Source organism: Bradyrhizobium erythrophlei (assembly GCF_900142985.1).
Classification (GTDB): Bacteria; Pseudomonadota; Alphaproteobacteria; order Rhizobiales; family Xanthobacteraceae; genus Bradyrhizobium; species Bradyrhizobium erythrophlei_B.
Window position 1 is genome coordinate 5,312,334 of record NZ_LT670849.1, and the last position, 16,800, is coordinate 5,329,133.

Consider the following 16,800-nt stretch of genomic DNA (forward strand, 5'->3'; position numbering starts at 1 on the left):
ATGAGTGCGTCTTCCGACATCGGCGCCATCGCCAAAGCCCATGCCAAATGGCACTGGGGCGAGATCGTGTTCTGGTGCCTGGCACTTTCCTGCGCGTTTCTGTTTCCCTCGCGCTACCTGATCATGACCGACATCGTGCGGCTGGCCTTGTTTGCGCTCTCGCTCGATCTGATCCTGGGTTACGCCGGCATCGTGTCGCTTGGACACGCGGCCTTCTTCGGCGTCGGCGCCTATAGCGCGGGCCTGCTCTCGGTGCATGGCATCGTCACCGAGCCTGTAGTTGCGCTGGTGGTGGCCGGCCTCGCCGCGACGGTGGTCGGCTTCGTGACGAGCTTTCTCGTCATTCGCGGCGTCGATCTGACGCGGTTGATGGTGACGCTCGGCATCGCGCTTCTGCTGGAGGCGCTGGCGGAGCGTTACTCCAACATCACCGGCGGCACCGACGGGCTTCAAGGCATCGAGATGGCGCCGATCCTTGGGTACTTTTCCTTCGATATTTTCGGCAAGGTCGGCTTCTTCTATGCGCTCGCGGTGCTGTTCGTGCTGTTTCTGCTGGCGCGGCGGATCGTGCATTCGCCGTTCGGGCTTTCGCTACGAGCCATCAAGAACAATCCGTTGCGCGCGGCGGCCGTCGGCGTGCCCGTCAATCGCCGCCTGATCGCGGTCTATACGCTGGCCTCGTTCTATGCCGGCATTGCGGGAGCCCTGTTCACGCAGACCACGCAGCTCGCCTCACTCGATGTCTTTGCCTTCGAGCGCTCGGCCGACCTGATGCTGGTGCTTGTCATCGGCGGCACCGGCTATCTCTATGGCGGCCTGATTGGCGCCGTGGTGTTCAAGATGTTGCAGGAACTGTTCCAGATGATCACGCCGCAATACTGGCTGTTCTGGATCGGGCTGGTGCTGGTCGTGATCGTGCTGATCGGACGCGCGCGGCTGCATCGCTGGGTGCTGTTCGTGCCGAATTGGGTGATCCGGCAATTCGCCGGCAGCAAGGCCGCGGTCGCCGTTCCCGAGAGCGATGCCTCATGACACCGGCGCTTGAAACCAGAGGCCTGGCAAAGCAGTTCGGCGGGCTCAAGGTCACACGCGACCTCTCGCTGAAGATCGCGCAAGGAGCCCGCCACGCCTTGATCGGCCCGAACGGCGCCGGCAAGACCACCGTGATCAATCTTCTGACCGGCGTGTTGCGGCCAAACGGCGGGCGGATTTTGCTGGAAGGCAACGACATCACGGACGTCACCGTGCATGGCCGCGTGCTGCGGGGGCTGTCGCGCACCTTCCAGATCAACCAGCTCTATCCCGATCTGACGCCGATCGAGACCATCGGGCTTGCGGTCTCCGAGCGGCTTGGCCGTGGCGGTGACTGGTGGCGCGTGATGGGCACGCGCAGCGACGTCAATGCCGAGATCGCCGAAAACCTCGAACGCTTTCATCTTACCGACGTCATGAACGAGCCGACGGCAACGCTGCCTTACGGCAAGCAGCGGCTGCTCGAAATCGCGGTTGCGATCGCGACCAAACCGCGCGTGCTGCTGCTGGACGAGCCCGCCGCCGGCGTTCCCGAAAGCGAGCGTCACGATATTCTGGCCGCAGTTGCGAGCCTGCCGCGCGACGTCACCGTGCTCCTGATCGAGCACGACATGGATCTGGTGTTTTCCTTTGCCGACCGGATTTCGGTGCTGGTCAATGGCGCCATGCTGGTGGAGGGCGCGCCCGACGAAGTGGCGCGCGACAGCCAAGTGAAGGCTGTCTATCTCGGGGAGGGCGCCGATGGCTGACCTCCTTTCGATCGAAAATCTGCGCGCCGGCTACGGCGAGGCCGTGGTGCTGCCCGATATGACGCTGCGTCTCGCGGAGGGCGAAGTGCTGGCGCTGCTCGGCCGCAACGGCACCGGCAAGACCACGCTGATCAATTCGATCGTGGGCGTGACGCGGCGGTTCGGCGGCAAGGTCGCGCTTGGGGGGCGCGATTTGACCGCGATGCGGCCCGATCAGCGGGCGCGCGCCGGCATCGGCTGGGTGCCGCAGGAGCGCAATATTTTCCGCTCGCTCACGGTGGAAGAGAACATGACCGCCGTAGCGCAGCCGGGGCCATGGACCGTCGAAAAGATCTACGAGATGTTTCCGCGCCTGAAAGAGCGGCGGAGCAATTTCGGCAACCAGCTTTCCGGCGGCGAGCAACAGATGTTGGCGGTCGGCCGCGCCTTGACCCTCAATCCGAAGGTGCTTCTGTTGGACGAGCCGACCGAAGGGCTCGCGCCGATCATTGTCGAGGAATTGTTGCGGGCGCTCGGCACCATCACCCGGTCGAGCGGCATCTGTTCGATCATTGTCGAACAGAACGCCCGGAAGATTCTGGGGCTTGCCGACCGCGCCGTGATATTGGAACGTGGTGCGATCGTGCACGACGCGGCGAGCAGCGCCCTGAAGGCCGATGCTTCGGCGCTCGAGCGGTTTCTGGGTGTCGCCGGCAAGTCGTGACGTCTTTGAACGGCCCTGCGAGGAGAAAAACCATGCAACGAACCAAACCTCCGTTCCGCGCCGACGAGGTCGGCAGCCTGTTGCGGCCGCAGCGCATCAAGGAAGCCCGCGCCAAACTCGAAAAGGGCGAGATCACGGCGGAGGAGTTGCGCAAGGCCGAGGACATCGAGATCGAGAAGGTCGTGCACCGGCAGGCTTCGACCGGCTTGAGGCTCGCGACCGACGGCGAGTTCCGCCGTTCCTGGTGGCATTTCGATTTTCTCGCCAAGCTCACCGGCTGCGAGATGTTTCAGCCCGAACAGGGCATTCAGTTCGCCGGCGTCCAGACCCGCCACGAGGCGGTGCGCGTGATCGGCCAGCTCGATTTTCCCGACGACCATCCGATGCTCGAGCATTTCAAATTCCTGAAGAAGAAATGCGATGCGGCGCATGTCACACCGAAGATGACGATCCCGTCGCCCGCGGTGCTGCATTTCCGCGGCGGCCGCAACGCGATTTCGAAGCAGGCCTATCCCGACCTCGACGCGTTCTTCCATGATCTCGCCAAAACCTATCGCAAGGCGGTGAAGGCGTTCTATGACGCGGGCTGCCGCTATCTCCAGTTCGACGACACCGTGTGGGCCTATCTCTGCTCGCAGGAGGAACTCAACAAGGCGCGTGAGCGCGGCAACGACCTCGACGGCCTTCAGCAGATCTATGCCCGCGTCATCAACTACGCGCTCGCCGAGCGGCCGGCCGACATGACCGTCACGACGCATGTCTGCCGCGGCAATTTCCGATCGACCTGGATTTCATCCGGCGGCTATGAGCCGGTGGCCGAGACGCTGCTCGCCGGCACCAATTACGACGGCTACTTCCTGGAATATGACAGCGAACGTGCCGGCGGATTCGAGCCGCTGCGTTATCTGCCGAGAGGCAACAAGGTCGTGGTGGCCGGTCTCATCACCTCCAAGAGCGGCGCGCTGGAAACCAAAGACGATCTCAAGCGCCGGCTCGACGAGGCCGCGAAGTTTACCTCGCTCGATCAGCTCGCGCTGTCGCCGCAATGTGGATTTGCCTCCACCGAGGAAGGCAACATCCTCACCGAAGAAGAGCAGTGGGCAAAGCTGCGGCTTGCGGTCGAGGTGGCGCAGGAGGTGTGGGGCAGGTAGTGCCGGCACCTCGGGCCTGATGAAATCCGCGACCCGCGATCGGCTTCCTTACCCATTCTTAAGGCGAACTTCTTAATCCTCCTTCGGGAAATGGAAGGAGTTCGCATGCGCGTCGTGATCCGATCTGTCATTTTTCTGACCATGGCGGTCGGCCCGGCCGGCGCCAGCGAGGCGTTCATCGCTCAACTCACCAGCAAGGCTATCGCGGCCGAGCAGGCCGCGGCAGGCTCAGCGAAGGCGGCGCAGTCGCAGGCGATGCTCGCGCTGCCGCTGCAACCGAAAGCGATCAGCCTGCCGGCGGTGCCTGCGGCCAATCCTGCGACCAATACCTCTTTGGTGGTGCAGGTCGGCACCAATAATTTCGCTGCCGTCACCCAGAGCGGCGGCGGCAATGCTTCCTCGATCGTCCAGCACGGCAGCGGCAATCAGGCGACCGTGACGCAACGTCACTAACCTGGTCGCTTTTTCTCCTCATCCAGAGGAGCCGCGCAAGCGGCGTCTCGAAGGATGAGGTCGATATCGGGGCCTCATGGATCTCCTGGCGGTGCGAATCATCGTCCAGCGACGGCGCACAATTGTTTTGTGCCGTTCGCTAACGGCCTCGCTTGCACTCGGCCTGCTCGGGCACGTACGCCTCCTCACCATGAGGGCGTTGACCGAGTAGGGCTAGCGAAGGCGATTGGCCGTCAACCTTCTGCCGGCGTGACCGTCAGCGATCCGACCTGGAGTTCGCCCGGGCCGCCATTGATCAGTGCGCGCACCTGGATCATTCCGGGCTCCGGAATTTCGAGCGGCGTGAAAACCAGGCTTGCGGCAACCACGATGCAGGGCGGCGCGCCGCCGTTTTTGGGCAGGCTCGCCAGCAAATTAATCTGGTCCTGAAGCCGCGGCACCTCGATCGCTTCCTCGGCAATGGGATCGGTGCGGCCGGGCACATAGCATCGCGACAATACCGATTCATAAGGCTGCGTCGCCGGCGAGAACACGTGGAAGTGGATGCAGAACTTCGGCAGAACCAGCGGAAACCGCGGCGCGGTGAACATCACCGCATTGTAGCAGCCGACAAACGAGAGTTTGCCGCCCGGTTCGTTGCGAATGTCATCGCAGAATATCGAATAGCCGTAGCGTTCCATCATGCTGACTTTTTCGGCTGCCCGAGTTCGGAATTCGCTGGCACGGCGTGCGCCGAAAGCTGCTTGGCGGCGCCGTTGAGGTATTTGATCTGCCCGTGCCGGACGGTGGACGTGGTCTGATTTTCAAGCGCCGGATTTTCAAGAGCCTGATTTTGAATGGGCTGATTCTGGCCGGCCTCAGCCGCCGGCTTTTTCAGCTCGAACGAGATTTCGAGGTCCATCGCCCACGCAAGGTCCGCCAGCGAGCGCAAGGTAAGATTGCTTTCGCCGGAAAGCTGCCGGTTGATCAGCGAGCGCTCGGTATCGAGCTTTCGGGCCAGCGCTTCCTGCGAAAGCCCGCCTTCGCTCTTGCGCTCCGAGAGGGCGCGCAGCAGTTCGCCCCGCACGCGGCCGATGAACCGGCCTGCATTTCGTGCCCGCCCGCCGATGTCAAAGTGAAAGGACGTCACCCGGCAATACCCCCTGCACACACAACGTTTCGTCCACTCCCCATTCCCGGCGCATCCTGCGGATGGAAATCCGGTAGCCGCGATAGAGGTCGTGATCCTTGATCACGTCGGCCCAGTTCCCGAACACGGCGACGAAGCAATCCTTCTTCAAGAACCAGCCGAAGATCCGCACATCCGGAGTCTTCAATTCCCAAACGGCATTTTTCTCGGCGCGAATTGATCGAAACTGCTTCATGTAAATCAGAGGCTGGCCGCTCAGAAATGTATTGAAGAGTTCATCGACTTGTTCGGCCGCCGTTGCTTCTCCGAGCCTCCGTTCCGGGCCTGCGCCTTCTGCCAGCCGGCCAAGCCATTCGATGAAGTCTGGCGTGCCGTAAAGCAATCGCAGCTCCTGGTCGCGCGGATGCATCTCGACCTGAATTCGCGAGATGGCGTTCGCTGCAACCAGTTCCTCGATTGTCGTCATATGTGTCCGCGGCTGCGATCCGAAGCCATTACGTGGAATCGAAGCGCAGTCTACAACGCGGGGGCGTTGGCACATATGTCGGCGAACAAAAATCCGACGACGCTGCCACCTTTAAAGGCTGAACATGACAGTAAAATTGCAGGTCGAAATGCCGTGCGCGGGGATGTCGGCAACCTGTTTTCTTCATCCGAACGGAGGAGCTTTGAATCGTTCCAGGCGGACAAAAAATCCGAAGCGAAAATTCAAGAAGTCCGCGATCTGCAAGGCTTTTCGCGATGTCTATTGTAACGGTTATATGAATTTTTTGCCCGCCCATTGTGGTCGCCGTTAACAGCGTGTTAACGCCTCGCGCGAGGGCGGCGATTGTCGCTGACCCCACTTTGGAAAACAGGGAAGTGTTATGAAGCACCTCACGACGCTGGCCATCCTTCTGGCCACGACGTCGCTGGCTTCTGCTGCCAGCAACGAGTCTTTCATCATCCAGGCCGGCAAGAAGAACAACGCGATCGTCGGCCAGACTAACGGCCACAACAAGCAGGCCACCGGACAGTTCGGTAATGACAACAGCGCCGTCACGGCGCAGCAGACCACCGGCAAGAATTCCAACGAGTCCGGCACCCTCGAGATCGGCAACAAGAACACCTCGACGGTCGGCCAGCTCGGCGGCAACAACAGCCAGGGCACGTTGCAGATCGGCGACAAGAACAACGCCGTGACGCTCCAGACCAACGATACCGACAACAAGAACAAGTCGTTCACCGGCCAGTTCGGCAACGGCAACAACTCGGTCGCCGGTCAGGCGGGCGGCAACAACAACCAGACCACGCTTCAGTTCGGCGCGGGCAAGGATTCCGGCAATCTCGCCGTGACCGGCCAGCTCACCGCCGCGAACGGCGGCAAGAACGACTCCAAGATCATTCAGGCCGGCGCGGAGAACACCGCGAAGGTCAACCAGGACTCCGAAGGTGCTGCGAGCGGCAAGAATCCGGGTCTGGGCGGAACGAACAATCAGTTCACGCTCCAGGTCGGCGCCGGCAACACCGCAAAGACCAACCAGGACTCCATCGGTTCCGGCAAGGGTTCTTCGGCCGAGAGCGGCGTCAAGAACGACGCGGCCACCTTGCAGTTCGGCTTCGACAACTCGTCGACCACCAATCAGAGCGGCGCGTCCGACGGCAAGAAGGCCGACAAGGCCGACAACGCCTCGCTGACCGCGCAGTTCGGTGTCGATAACTCGGCGAAGACCAACCAGGTCAACGGCAACAACTTGCAGGCCACGCTGCAGGTCGGCGTCGGCAACGTCGCCAAGACCAAGCAGACCAACGCCGAAGACGCCAACAACGTCAATGCCTCGCTGATCGCTCAGTTCGGCAAGGACAACACCGCGACCGCCAAGCAGACCAACGGCGACAACCTGCAAGGGACGGTGCAGATCGGCAAGGACAACACCGCCACCACCAAGCAGAAGAACGTCGATGGCGGCAACGGCATCAACGCCTCGCTGACGCTCGAAGCCGGCAAGGGCAACACCGCAGTCACCAGCCAGAAGATCGCCGATCCGCTCAACAGCGGCATCAACGGCTCGCTGATTGCCCAGCTCGGCAAGAACAACTCCGCCACCGTGCATCAGGGCGACACCGGCGTCCAGCCGATGATCGGCCAGAACCTGCAAGCCACTGTGCAGGCCGGCAACGGCAACAACGCAACCACGGTGCAGACCGCGAGCGCGAACGTTTCCAACGCTTCGGTGACGGCGCAGTTCGGTTCGCACAACGTCGCGATCACGACGCAGAAGTAAGTCGACCAGGAGCGGCGGGATCATCTCCCGCCGCTCTCGTTTCTTGAGAGGCGCCGATGCCGGAAGTACGCGCGGCTCTGATCAAGCGATTGATTATCGCAGTTTTGGGCGTTGTTGTTTCTTGCGCGCGGACAGATGCGGAGTCCGCTGATGTCGAGCAGGTCATGGCGGTCGGGTGTCGTATTCGGGTCACGGCGGAGGGCGAAGCCATCCGTATCGAAGCCGTTGCGACGAGCCGCTTGGACGTGAACGGCAGCTATCGGCTCGACATTCGGAAGAACAGCGCCGACGGCAGCAGCCACAATATCCAAAGCGGCAAATTCAGCCTCGAAGCCAATAAGGAAGAAATTCTTTCGACCACGTTCCTGGGTGCATCCGACGCGGGGCACTTTCAGGCGAGGTTGGTGATCGATTCAAATTCCGGGAGTGTCTCGTGCAGTTCGCCCTGAGAAATCATTTGTATGCCATCGCGTTCCTCGCATCGACGGTGCCGGCCTTTGCCGACGGTGCTTTCATCACCCAGGCCTCCAGCAGCGCCTTTTTCGGCCATTCGGCGATCTCGACGCCGATCAACGTGCCGTCGCAGGTTCCGTTTGCGCCGCCACGCGGCGGCACCACGCAACTGACGCCGGAAACTACGGTGCCTGCGTCGGGCGGCAATTCGGCCGGCACGCTGGAGATGGGGCGCAGCAACTTCGTGCTTCAGGCGCAGGCCGGCGGCGGCAACAGCTCCAATGTCGGGATCATCGGCGGCAAGCACGATACGGTCGGCGTGTTTCAGCACGGGCAGGGGCTCGTCTCCAACGTCGCGCTGGTCGGTGTGCAAGGGCTGACGGTGGATGTGCTTCAGCCGCCCGGCACGGCGCCCGTCAACATGCTGATTGCGCGGCTGCCGAACGGCGCATTCGACATCATTCAGCCGAAAGGCGCGCCGCAGGCCAGCATCGTTCGCGTCGGCAACGTGCTGGTCGTCAGGTGACGGACGGCTGTAACGGGTCAGTTGCGTAATCTCGAAGGGGGCAGACATGGGTAAGATCGCATTTCGGGTGATGTGTATTGCGGGCGTCGTCGGGCTTTTTGCGCCGGCCTTGGCGACAGAGCAGATCTATCATCCCGTCAGTCCCACCCTGGGTGGCAACCCGAACAACGGCTCGTTCCTGCTGTCGACCGCGCAGTCGCAGGGAGAAGGCACCAAGTCGGGCAATCAAGGACCGGATCTGTCAGGCCTGACCAACGCCTTGAGCGGCATTGGCAGTAACGGCACATCGGGCAGCGGCGCGAATGGCAGTTCCGGCAACGGATCGGCCACGCAGAACTCGGTGGCTAATCCAACCAGTACATTCTCCGGCAGGTTCTAACTCTCGGGCTGGCGCGCCAAGGGGATATCGGCGCGGCCCCGGATAGCTGTCATGTAGCGCTGATACCAAGTCGGGACTGTATTTTGTTCATTTGGGTGGGGGCATAAATTGGGTTTGCGTGTTGCCAGACTGGCGTGTCTGTTGCTGTTCGCGTTGCCGGCGGGCGGATGCATGTTCGACCCGATGGCAGGAACGGTCAAAGACCCCGTGGACGAGGCCGCCTTCATGGTGTCGTCGACCAAGACCGGCGTCGTCCTCGACAACCTGCCGCCGCCCAGGCGCAAGCTCGACGTCTCCATCTATAATTTTCCCGACCTGACCGGCCAGAACAAATCCAACGACAACTTCGCGGAATTCTCGCGCGCGCTCACGCAAGGCGGCTCGTCCATCCTCACCGACGTCGTGGTGAAGGCCGGCGGCGGGGCCTGGTTCGACGTGGCCGAACGCGCCGATCTCCAGCCGCTGTTGCAGGAACGGCAGATCATCCAGAATACGCGGACCGCCATCGACGGCGACAAGGCGCAGAGCCTGCCGCCGCTGCGCTTTGCCGGCATCCTCCTCGAGGGCGGTGTGATCGGTTACGACACCAACGAAACCACCGGCGGCATTGGCGCCAACTATCTCGGCGTCGGACCCAACGTGCAGTACCGTCAGGACATCATCACCGTGGCGTTGCGCGCCGTCAGCGTGCAGACCGGCCGCGTGCTCGCCTCGGTCACCACGACCAAGATCGTCTATTCGATCAATGTCGCCGGCACCGGCTTCCTGTTCGCCGCCGTCGACAAGCTGCTTCAGGCCGACATCGGATTTACGAAGAATACGCCGCCGACGCTCGCGGTGCGCGAAGGCGTTCAGCTTGCGGTCTATTCGCTGATCTTCGAGGGCGTGAAGAACAAGCTGTGGGAATTCAAGGACCGGGCCGCGGGCGAGGCGTTCATGCGCGAACTCGACAAGCAGCAAAAGGCCGCCGTGCCGGCGGAAGTCGCCGCCGCCACCAGGCTTCAGCGCGAGGCGGTGGTCGCGAAGTATTGAGGCCGCAAATCCTGTTCGGGGGCGCCGGCGGAATCCGGTCCTTGACGGCCGTTCGTCATGCGGGGAATGGGAGCATTGCTCTCTGCTCCTTGATCGAGGGCATCTGACGGCCCATAAGATCGAGGATGTATACCGCATTCTTTGATCTCGACGGCACGCTGACCAATCCGAAGCCCGGCATCACCAGATGCATCCAGTATGCCCTTGAACGGCTCGGTTACCCGGTTCCGCACGAGGATGACCTGGTCTGGTGCATCGGTCCGCCGCTGCACGCCAGCTTCAAGGAGTTCGTCGGTACCGACGAGCTTGCACACCGCGCGCTCGAACTCTACCGCGAACGATTTCGCGACGTCGGCCTTTACGAGAACGAGGTGTATGCCGGCATCGAGGAGACGCTGTCAGCGGTCGCGGCCTCTGGCCGGCGGATGTTCGTTGCCACCAGCAAACCGAAAATCTACGCCGACCGCATCATCGAGCATTTCGATCTCGGACGTCACTTCGAGCATGTGTTCGGCTCGGAGCTCGATGGCACGCGAGCCGACAAGGCGGAACTGCTGGCCTATGCCCTCGGTCAGACCAGGGTTGATCCGGCGCGCGCGGTCATGATCGGTGATCGCAGCCATGACGTGACGGGCGCCAGAAAGAACGGCATGACGGCCATCGGCGTCCTGTACGGCTATGGCACCTTGACCGAGCTGACGGAAGCGGGCGCGCACCATCTCTGCGCGGCGCATCCGGATGTGGTGCCGCATTGCGCCGTGTTGGCCGGATCGCCGTAGCAGACCGCCTGTCTGCCAAAACAAACGGATCCCGCCGAGAGCCTTCGCGCTCGCCATCGGCCGCAGTGCACCATGTAAAAGCCATTTGCACTCATCGACTGTCACCGTCATAGTTTTGCAAAACTCAAGCCGGACGTTTTTACGAACTGGCCCGCAATGACATGACGGGAGGCTTCGCATGGACGACATCGAGAAGCGTGTCATCGGCAAGGTGATGAGACGTCTCATTCCGTTCCTGATCTTGTGTTACTTCGTCGCCTATCTCGATCGCGTCAATGTCGGCTTTGCCAAACTGCACATGAACCAGGCGCTTGGTTTGAGCGAGGCCGCCTATGGCCTCGGTGCGGGATTGTTCTTTGTTGGCTACTTCGTATTCGAAGTCCCCTCCAACCTGTTTTTGGAAAAAGTAGGCGCGCGCGTCTGGATCGCACGCATCATGATTACCTGGGGGATCGTTTCGGCGGCCTTCGCATTCATCCCGTCGATATCGGCGACGAGCGGAATTCCGACCACGGGTGTTTTCTATGCGCTCCGTTTGCTGCTCGGCGCCTGCGAGGCCGGCTTCTTTCCGGGCATCATCTTCTATCTGACCCTCTGGTTCCCGGCGGTGTACCGCGCCCGGGTCATCAGCCTGTTCATGCTGGCAATCCCGATTTCGTCGATCATCGGATCGCCAATCTCGGGACTGCTGCTCGGCGTGACCGGCTGGGGCCTGGAAGGCTGGCAGTGGCTGTTCATTCTCGAGGCGTTGCCGTCCGTTCTGGTCGGCATCGGCGTCCTGACCTACCTGACCGATTTCCCCCGTCAGGCCCGCTGGCTGCAACCGGATGAGATCGCCTGGCTCGAGAACGTTCAGGCTACCGAGAAGCAAAACAAGGAGAAGGTCGAACACCTGTCCCTGTTTCAGGCGCTCACGGATATCAGAATTCTATTGTGCGCTCTGGTTTACTTTTGCCTGAATGCCGCAAGTTACGGCGTAGCGTTTTTTCTACCGACCATCATCAAGGGTTTCGGTGTGAGCGACGCCCAGACCGGATTGCTGGCGGCGCTGCCCTTTGTTTTCGGGGCCATTGGCATGGTGGTGCTCGGTCGCCATTCCGACCGGACTATGGAACGAAAAGGCCATGTCGCCGCTGCCCTTTTGATGGCCGCGATAGGGGTCGGACTGGCCGGCTTCGTTCCCAATCCGGTCGTCGTCATGGCGTTGCTCTGTTTTGCGCAAATTGGCATCTCCGCGGTGCCGCCGATGTTTTGGCCGCTACCGGCAAGCTTCCTGACCGGTGCATCGGCCGCCGCGGGCATCGCCGCGATCAACTCGCTAGGAAATCTTTCCGGTTTCGCCGGTCCTTATGCGATGGGCTACCTGAAGGATCTGACGGGCGACTTCACGGCAGGCCTTCTACTGCTCGCGGGCTGCGCGCTGCTGGGCGCCATCGTTGTCGTGATGCTGCGGATCGATGCAAGGCGCGAGCAGTTGTCGGGTGAAGTCGCAAGCGCCGCTCACGCCTAAAGCGCGATCTTCATCGCGCTTTAATTCCTCGATTGGCCGTCGCCGGTTGTGAGACGACCGTTCGCAATGCGTGACTCAATTATTCGGGCGGCGAATCCAGGTAGACATAGAGAGCGGCGATCTTGCCGTCGCGCACGATGATGAAATCGACGCCGGTGTAGGCGGGTGTCTCGCCTTTCGGCCCCGAGCCCCACGCCAGACGCGCCGAGTTGTGCAGAACCTGCGGTTCGCCGTGCGGCGTGTAGACAAAATGCGGATGTGTTGCCCGCAGATCGCCAGCGAACTTGTCCAGTGCGTCGTGGCCGACGAACGTACCTGGCGGGACGTACAGCACACAGTCTTCGGCATAGAGTTCTCGAATCGCAGCCTTTCGGCGGACCGGATCACCCTCGCCGAAAACTTCCGGAAGATTGCGGTTGAGCAGCGTCGCAACGCCACTCACATCTGCGCCCGCGGACGGCGGGACGCTGGCTTTACTGGAATGATCGCTCATTTGACGGCTCCTTTGTTGCATGTGCTGATATGTTGAGGCCGTCAGTTGGGTTACGAAACAGAAATAATCGAAAGCCATTGTTTCTATTTTTGTGCTGATGATTTGACTGTGGGCGGCGGCCCCTTGCCGCGCCTTGCAGCACACATGCTTACGGTGCCCGGAGACGGGCCCGCAGGTGTCCGACCGACCAGCGATGGGCTATCCTGCGTCGATGATGACGTTGAGGCAGATCGAAGTCATTCGCGCCGTGATGATCTCGGGGACGATCACCGGCGCGGCAAAGCTCCTCAATGTCTCGGCGCCGGGGATCAGCCGCCTCATCAAGTATACCGAGCGGTCGCTTGGGGTCCGCTTCTTCATGCGGCAAAACGGTCGCTATTTTCCGACGCCCGACGCGCAACTCATCTTCGAGCAGATCAACACGATCTACAAGAAAGTGGACGATCTCGCCGAGGTTGTCGGCAAGATCGGCCGCGGCCAACTGTCGGAACTCAGGATCGGGTCGGTGCCGAGCATCGCCCAGGTCATGGTGCCGCGGGCCGTGGAGAAAATCCGCAAGCGCTATCCCGACCTGAAGCTGGACATCAACATCCTCAAGATCGAGGAGGTGATCGACTATCTGTTGCTCGGCAAGGGCGATTGCGCCGCAATCAGCTACAAGCTCGATCATCCGGCGCTGGAGTTTCTGCCGCTCGCTTCCGGCCGCCTGTTCTGCATCGTTCCGGAAGGCCACGCCCTTGCCGAACGCAAGAAGATATCGGCCGCCGAGATGACGCGATTTCCACTGATCGGAATCGATCCGACCGATCCCTACGGCCGCATCATGTCGGAGCTGTTTGCGCGGAACAAGCTGCCCTACGACATCACGATTCGCGCCCGCTTCGGCAACACCGTCTGCTCGCTGGTTCAGGCTCGCCTCGGGATCGCGGTCATCGACGAGTTCTCAGTGGCGCACGGCAACATCCCCGGCCTGCGGCTGCTCGAAATCCAGGAGCCGACCCGGTTCGACACCTTCATCGCGATCAAGCGCGGTGCGCCGCTGTCGCCCTATGCCACGCACTTCATTGCTTCGCTGCGCGAGGAGATGGAAGCCGTCGGAAAGCCGCGGCGGACGCGACCGTCCACAAGATAACATGATGTTAAGTTTGTCGCATATCTGAGTAATTGTGTTATCTGGCTCCGCCGCTATGGTCGCGCCCATCCGGAGCACAATCGCGATTGCGTCGGCGAAAGACCGAGTCTCCGCAACAAGAAAAGCCGGCCGTCAAACGGCTGCCAATCAATATTGTGGAGGAATTCAACATGACGGAATCAGCGAACCGCCCCGCAGCCCTGCGGCAATCGAAGATCGCCGCGGCAAGCGGCTGGATCGGGTCGGCTCTCGAATACTACGACTTCTTCATCTACGCGACCGCCGCGTCCCTGGTCTTTCCGCAAATCTTTTTCCCTTCGCAGAACCCGACGGTCGCGATCGTCGCCTCGCTTGCGACCTACGGCGTCGGCTATGTCGCGCGACCGATTGGCGCCTTTTTTCTCGGCCATTGGGGCGACACGCATGGGCGAAAGAACGTTCTTGTGCTTTGCCTGTTCCTGATGGGCTTTTCGACCATGCTGGTCGGCGTGCTTCCGACCTATCAGCAGGTCGGAATCTGGGCGCCCGTCTTTCTGGTTATCCTGCGGCTGGTGCAGGGCTTTGCGGTGGCGGGAGAAATTTCGGGCGCGAGTTCAATGGTGCTCGAGCATGCGCCGTTCGGCAGGCGCGGGTTCTTCGCGAGCTTTACGCTGCAGGGCGTTCAGGCCGGGCAAATTCTCGCGGCCGCCGTGTTCCTGCCGATCGCTCATTACATGCCCAAGGAAGACTTCAACAACTGGGGCTGGCGTATCCCGTTTTTGCTGAGCTTCTTCGTGATCATCGTCGGCTATCTCATCCGGCGCGAGGTCGATGAGACACCGGCGTTCGCCAGCGAAAGCAAGGAGGGCAGGGTACCGAAGGCGCCGATCGTTCAGGCCTTCACGACCAGCTGGGCCGATATGCTGCGGGTGGTCTGTATGGCGCTGATGAACGTGATTCCCGTCGTGGCGACCATCTTCGGCGCAGCTTACGCCGTGCAGCCCGCTTACGGGGTCGGCTTCAAACCCGATGTCTATCTCTGGATTCCGGTGCTCGGCAATATTGCGGCGGTGCTGGTGATCCCGATGGTCGGCAATCTGTCGGACAGGATCGGACGGAGACCGCCGATTATCACCGGCGCTCTGTGTTCCGGCTTGCTTGCCTTTGGTTATCTTTACGCCATCAGCATCCAGAGTGTTCCGATGGCGATCGCCTTCTCGATCGTCATGTGGGGAGTTGTCTATCAGGGCTACAACGCGGTGTTTCCGAGCTTCTATCCCGAACTGTTCCAGACGCGATACCGCGTGTCCGCGATGGCCATTTCGCAGAACATCGGTACGACGATCACGGCGCTGCTGCCGGCGCTTTTCGCCACCGCCGCACCTCCCGGATCGACCGACGTCCCGCTCACGGTCGGGCTCATCACCTTTGCGATTACGGCGGTCGCCGCGGCTGCGGCCTTCTCCGCAAGGGAAACCTATCGGCTGCCGGTGAGCGATCTCGGCAACCCGACCGCGGCCCCGATGGCAAAGCCGGACTACGATCGATTGAGAGCGGCTTCGTTCGGCGGCGCCGCGCCGGCATAGCTCTCTGTCCGGAGATGACGCGCAGCTTTCCCTGGAAGGCTGTGCGTGCTCTGGCTGCAGTGCGAGGAGAATTTCATGACGCCCGAATATGAGTTTCACCAGCGCGATCGCGATATCCATCCTCCCGCGTTGACGCCCGTCTACAAGACCAGCGTCTTGCGATCGCCGCGCATTCCGCTTTTCTCGCTGCAAAACTCGCTGTCGGAAGTGACCGGTCCGGCTTTTTCTCACGACGAACTCGGCCCGCTGGATAACGATCTGGTCCTGAACTATGCGAGGGACGGCAAGCCGATCGGCGAACAGACGATCGTTCATGGCCATGTGCTCGACGGCAATGGCCGTCCCGTTCGCAATACCCTCGTCGAGGTCTGGCAGGCCAACGCCGGCGGCCGCTATCGCCACCGCAACGACACTTATATTGCGCCGATCGATCCAAACTTCGGCGGCTGCGGACGCATGCTCACCGACGACAATGGCTATTATTTTTTCCGCACCGTGAAGCCCGGCGCCTATCCATTTCGCAACCGCGTTAATAGCTGGCGTCCGGCTCACATCCACTTCTCGGTCTTCGGATCGGGCTTTGCGCAGCGGCTGATCACGCAGATGTATTTCGAAGGCGACCCGCTGATCCCTCATGATTCCATCATCGCTACGATTCCCGACAAGTCAGCCGCGGAAAGGTTGATCGCCAGGCTCGACCTCAATGCCTCGCTGCCGCTGGAGTGTCTGGCCTACCGCTTCGACATTGTCCTGCGCGGCAGCCGTCAGACCTTGTTTGAGAACAAGTTGCAGGGAGGCTGATCATGGGAACCGAGCTCTACCTGGGCGAGACGCCGTCGCAGACCGCAGGGCCCTATGTGCATATCGGATTGATCCCGAACCAGGCCGGCTTCGATATCTTTGAGAATAATTTCGATGCGGACATTGCCGGTCCCGATGTCGCCGGCGAGCGCATTGTCATCGAAGGAAGGATCTATGATGCCACGGGCCATCCCGCGAAGGATGTCCTGATCGAGACCTGGCAGGCGAATGTGGCGGGCCGATATAACCATCCGGCCGACCGGCAGGACAAATTGCTCGACAAGGGCTTTCGCGGCTGGGCGCGGACCGGGACCGATTTGGAGACCGGCCTCTACCGCATCCGGACCATCAAGCCGGGTCCGGTCGCGGGGCGGAGGGGCCGAAAGGCGATGGCGCCTCACATCAACTTCTGGATCGTCGCCCGTGGCATCAACATCGGTCTTTCAACGCGCATGTACTTCGGCGACGAAGTGGCGGCGAACGCCGAAGATCCGGTCGTCAACATCATTGAGCCGCCCGCGCGCCGGCAAACGCTGATCGCGGCGCGCTCGGAACGCGATGGTGTTGCCACCTACACGTTCGACATTTTCCTGCAGGGCGAGCGTGAGACCGTTTTCTTCGACGTCTGAGAATTGATTGCATTGAAGGC

21 protein-coding genes are annotated in these 16,800 nt (G+C 61.4%); 17 read left to right on the top strand and 4 right to left on the bottom strand.

The genetic code is table 11. The annotated features are described in order from the left end of the window. From BUA38_RS25275 to BUA38_RS25295, 5 genes are all read left to right on the top strand, one after another. Positions 1-1,032 (top strand): branched-chain amino acid ABC transporter permease, encoded by a 1,032-nt coding sequence (locus tag BUA38_RS25275; RefSeq protein ID WP_072822191.1) that lies wholly within the window; start codon positions 1-3, stop codon positions 1,030-1,032. Then, complete coding sequence (locus BUA38_RS25280) at positions 1,029-1,781, top strand: ABC transporter ATP-binding protein (RefSeq protein WP_072822193.1); 753 nt, start codon at positions 1,029-1,031, stop codon at positions 1,779-1,781. Before BUA38_RS25275 ends, BUA38_RS25280 begins: the two co-directional genes overlap by 4 nt. Further along, entirely contained in the window at positions 1,774-2,484 is a 711-nt protein-coding gene (locus BUA38_RS25285; RefSeq protein ID WP_072822195.1) for an ABC transporter ATP-binding protein, read from the top strand. The genes BUA38_RS25280 and BUA38_RS25285 overlap by 8 nt, the downstream gene beginning before the upstream one ends. Positions 2,485-2,516: 32 nt before the next feature. Further along, the gene (locus tag BUA38_RS25290) at positions 2,517-3,635 is read left to right on the top strand and encodes a cobalamin-independent methionine synthase II family protein (protein WP_072822197.1); all 1,119 of its coding nucleotides are present in this window, start codon (positions 2,517-2,519) and stop codon (positions 3,633-3,635) included. A 105-nt stretch (positions 3,636-3,740) separates the two neighbouring features. Beyond that, the gene (locus tag BUA38_RS25295; RefSeq protein WP_072822199.1) at positions 3,741-4,088 is read left to right on the top strand and encodes a curlin repeat-containing protein; all 348 of its coding nucleotides are present in this window, start codon (positions 3,741-3,743) and stop codon (positions 4,086-4,088) included. Between the two features lie 233 nt (positions 4,089-4,321). Here the strand turns inward: BUA38_RS25295 and BUA38_RS25300 are convergent, their stop codons facing one another. From BUA38_RS25300 to BUA38_RS25310, 3 genes are read right to left on the bottom strand one after another with little or no spacing between them, the layout of a single operon-like run. Next, positions 4,322-4,771: a DUF6941 family protein gene (locus BUA38_RS25300; protein WP_244553046.1), complete on the bottom strand. Its 450-nt coding sequence runs from the start codon at positions 4,769-4,771 to the stop codon at positions 4,322-4,324. Beyond that, entirely contained in the window at positions 4,768-5,217 is a 450-nt protein-coding gene (locus BUA38_RS25305; protein WP_072822203.1) for a helix-turn-helix domain-containing protein, read from the bottom strand. The genes BUA38_RS25300 and BUA38_RS25305 overlap by 4 nt, the downstream gene beginning before the upstream one ends. After that, a complete protein-coding gene (locus tag BUA38_RS25310; RefSeq protein WP_244553047.1) occupies positions 5,198-5,626 on the bottom strand; it encodes a hypothetical protein in 429 nt (142 codons plus the stop codon). Before BUA38_RS25310 ends, BUA38_RS25305 begins: the two co-directional genes overlap by 20 nt. 132 nt (positions 5,627-5,758) lie before the next feature. Between BUA38_RS25310 and BUA38_RS25315 the strand changes: the two genes are divergently transcribed. The 8 genes from BUA38_RS25315 to BUA38_RS25350 all read left to right on the top strand — a co-directional run bounded on the left by BUA38_RS25315 (position 5,759) and on the right by BUA38_RS25350 (position 12,160). After that, complete coding sequence (locus BUA38_RS25315) at positions 5,759-5,971, top strand: hypothetical protein (RefSeq protein ID WP_156898718.1); 213 nt, start codon at positions 5,759-5,761, stop codon at positions 5,969-5,971. Positions 5,972-6,083: 112 nt separating this feature from the next. Beyond that, on the top strand, positions 6,084-7,481 hold the full coding sequence (locus tag BUA38_RS25320; protein WP_072822209.1) for a hypothetical protein: 1,398 nt from the start codon (positions 6,084-6,086) through the stop codon (positions 7,479-7,481). Positions 7,482-7,537: 56 nt separating this feature from the next. Further along, positions 7,538-7,930 (top strand): curli-like amyloid fiber formation chaperone CsgH, encoded by a 393-nt coding sequence (gene csgH / locus BUA38_RS25325; protein ID WP_072822211.1) that lies wholly within the window; start codon positions 7,538-7,540, stop codon positions 7,928-7,930. Next, positions 7,915-8,460 carry a hypothetical protein gene (locus BUA38_RS25330; protein WP_156898719.1) on the top strand — a complete coding sequence of 182 codons (546 nt, stop codon included), beginning with the start codon at positions 7,915-7,917 and terminating at the stop codon, positions 8,458-8,460. The genes csgH and BUA38_RS25330 overlap by 16 nt, the downstream gene beginning before the upstream one ends. A 46-nt stretch (positions 8,461-8,506) precedes the next feature. Then, entirely contained in the window at positions 8,507-8,839 is a 333-nt protein-coding gene (locus tag BUA38_RS25335) for a curli assembly protein CsgF (RefSeq protein WP_072822214.1), read from the top strand. Between the two features lie 108 nt (positions 8,840-8,947). Next, the gene (locus BUA38_RS25340; RefSeq protein WP_072822215.1) at positions 8,948-9,871 is read left to right on the top strand and encodes a CsgG/HfaB family protein; all 924 of its coding nucleotides are present in this window, start codon (positions 8,948-8,950) and stop codon (positions 9,869-9,871) included. 125 nt (positions 9,872-9,996) lie between these two features. Then, positions 9,997-10,650: an HAD family hydrolase gene (locus tag BUA38_RS25345; protein ID WP_072822217.1), complete on the top strand. Its 654-nt coding sequence runs from the start codon at positions 9,997-9,999 to the stop codon at positions 10,648-10,650. Positions 10,651-10,828: 178 nt separating this feature from the next. Continuing rightward, positions 10,829-12,160, top strand: coding sequence for an MFS transporter (locus BUA38_RS25350; protein WP_072822218.1), 1,332 nt, complete (start codon positions 10,829-10,831; stop codon positions 12,158-12,160). Positions 12,161-12,239: 79 nt separating this feature from the next. On the opposite strand, the gene BUA38_RS25355 is transcribed toward BUA38_RS25350, so the two are convergent. After that, positions 12,240-12,653: a nuclear transport factor 2 family protein gene (locus BUA38_RS25355; RefSeq protein ID WP_083588075.1), complete on the bottom strand. Its 414-nt coding sequence runs from the start codon at positions 12,651-12,653 to the stop codon at positions 12,240-12,242. Between the two features lie 211 nt (positions 12,654-12,864). Here BUA38_RS25355 and BUA38_RS25360 point away from each other — a divergent pair, with 211 nt between their 5' ends. From BUA38_RS25360 to pcaG, 4 genes are all read left to right on the top strand, one after another. Beyond that, a complete protein-coding gene (locus tag BUA38_RS25360) occupies positions 12,865-13,785 on the top strand; it encodes a LysR family transcriptional regulator (protein WP_072826421.1) in 921 nt (306 codons plus the stop codon). A 170-nt stretch (positions 13,786-13,955) separates the two neighbouring features. After that, positions 13,956-15,350 carry an MFS transporter gene (locus BUA38_RS25365; protein ID WP_072826422.1) on the top strand — a complete coding sequence of 465 codons (1,395 nt, stop codon included), beginning with the start codon at positions 13,956-13,958 and terminating at the stop codon, positions 15,348-15,350. A 75-nt stretch (positions 15,351-15,425) separates the two neighbouring features. Continuing rightward, on the top strand, positions 15,426-16,151 hold the full coding sequence (gene pcaH, locus BUA38_RS25370; protein WP_072826423.1) for a protocatechuate 3,4-dioxygenase subunit beta: 726 nt from the start codon (positions 15,426-15,428) through the stop codon (positions 16,149-16,151). 2 nt (positions 16,152-16,153) lie between these two features. Continuing rightward, complete coding sequence (gene pcaG / locus BUA38_RS25375; protein ID WP_072822219.1) at positions 16,154-16,780, top strand: protocatechuate 3,4-dioxygenase subunit alpha; 627 nt, start codon at positions 16,154-16,156, stop codon at positions 16,778-16,780. Positions 16,781-16,800: the final 20 nt, after the last annotated feature.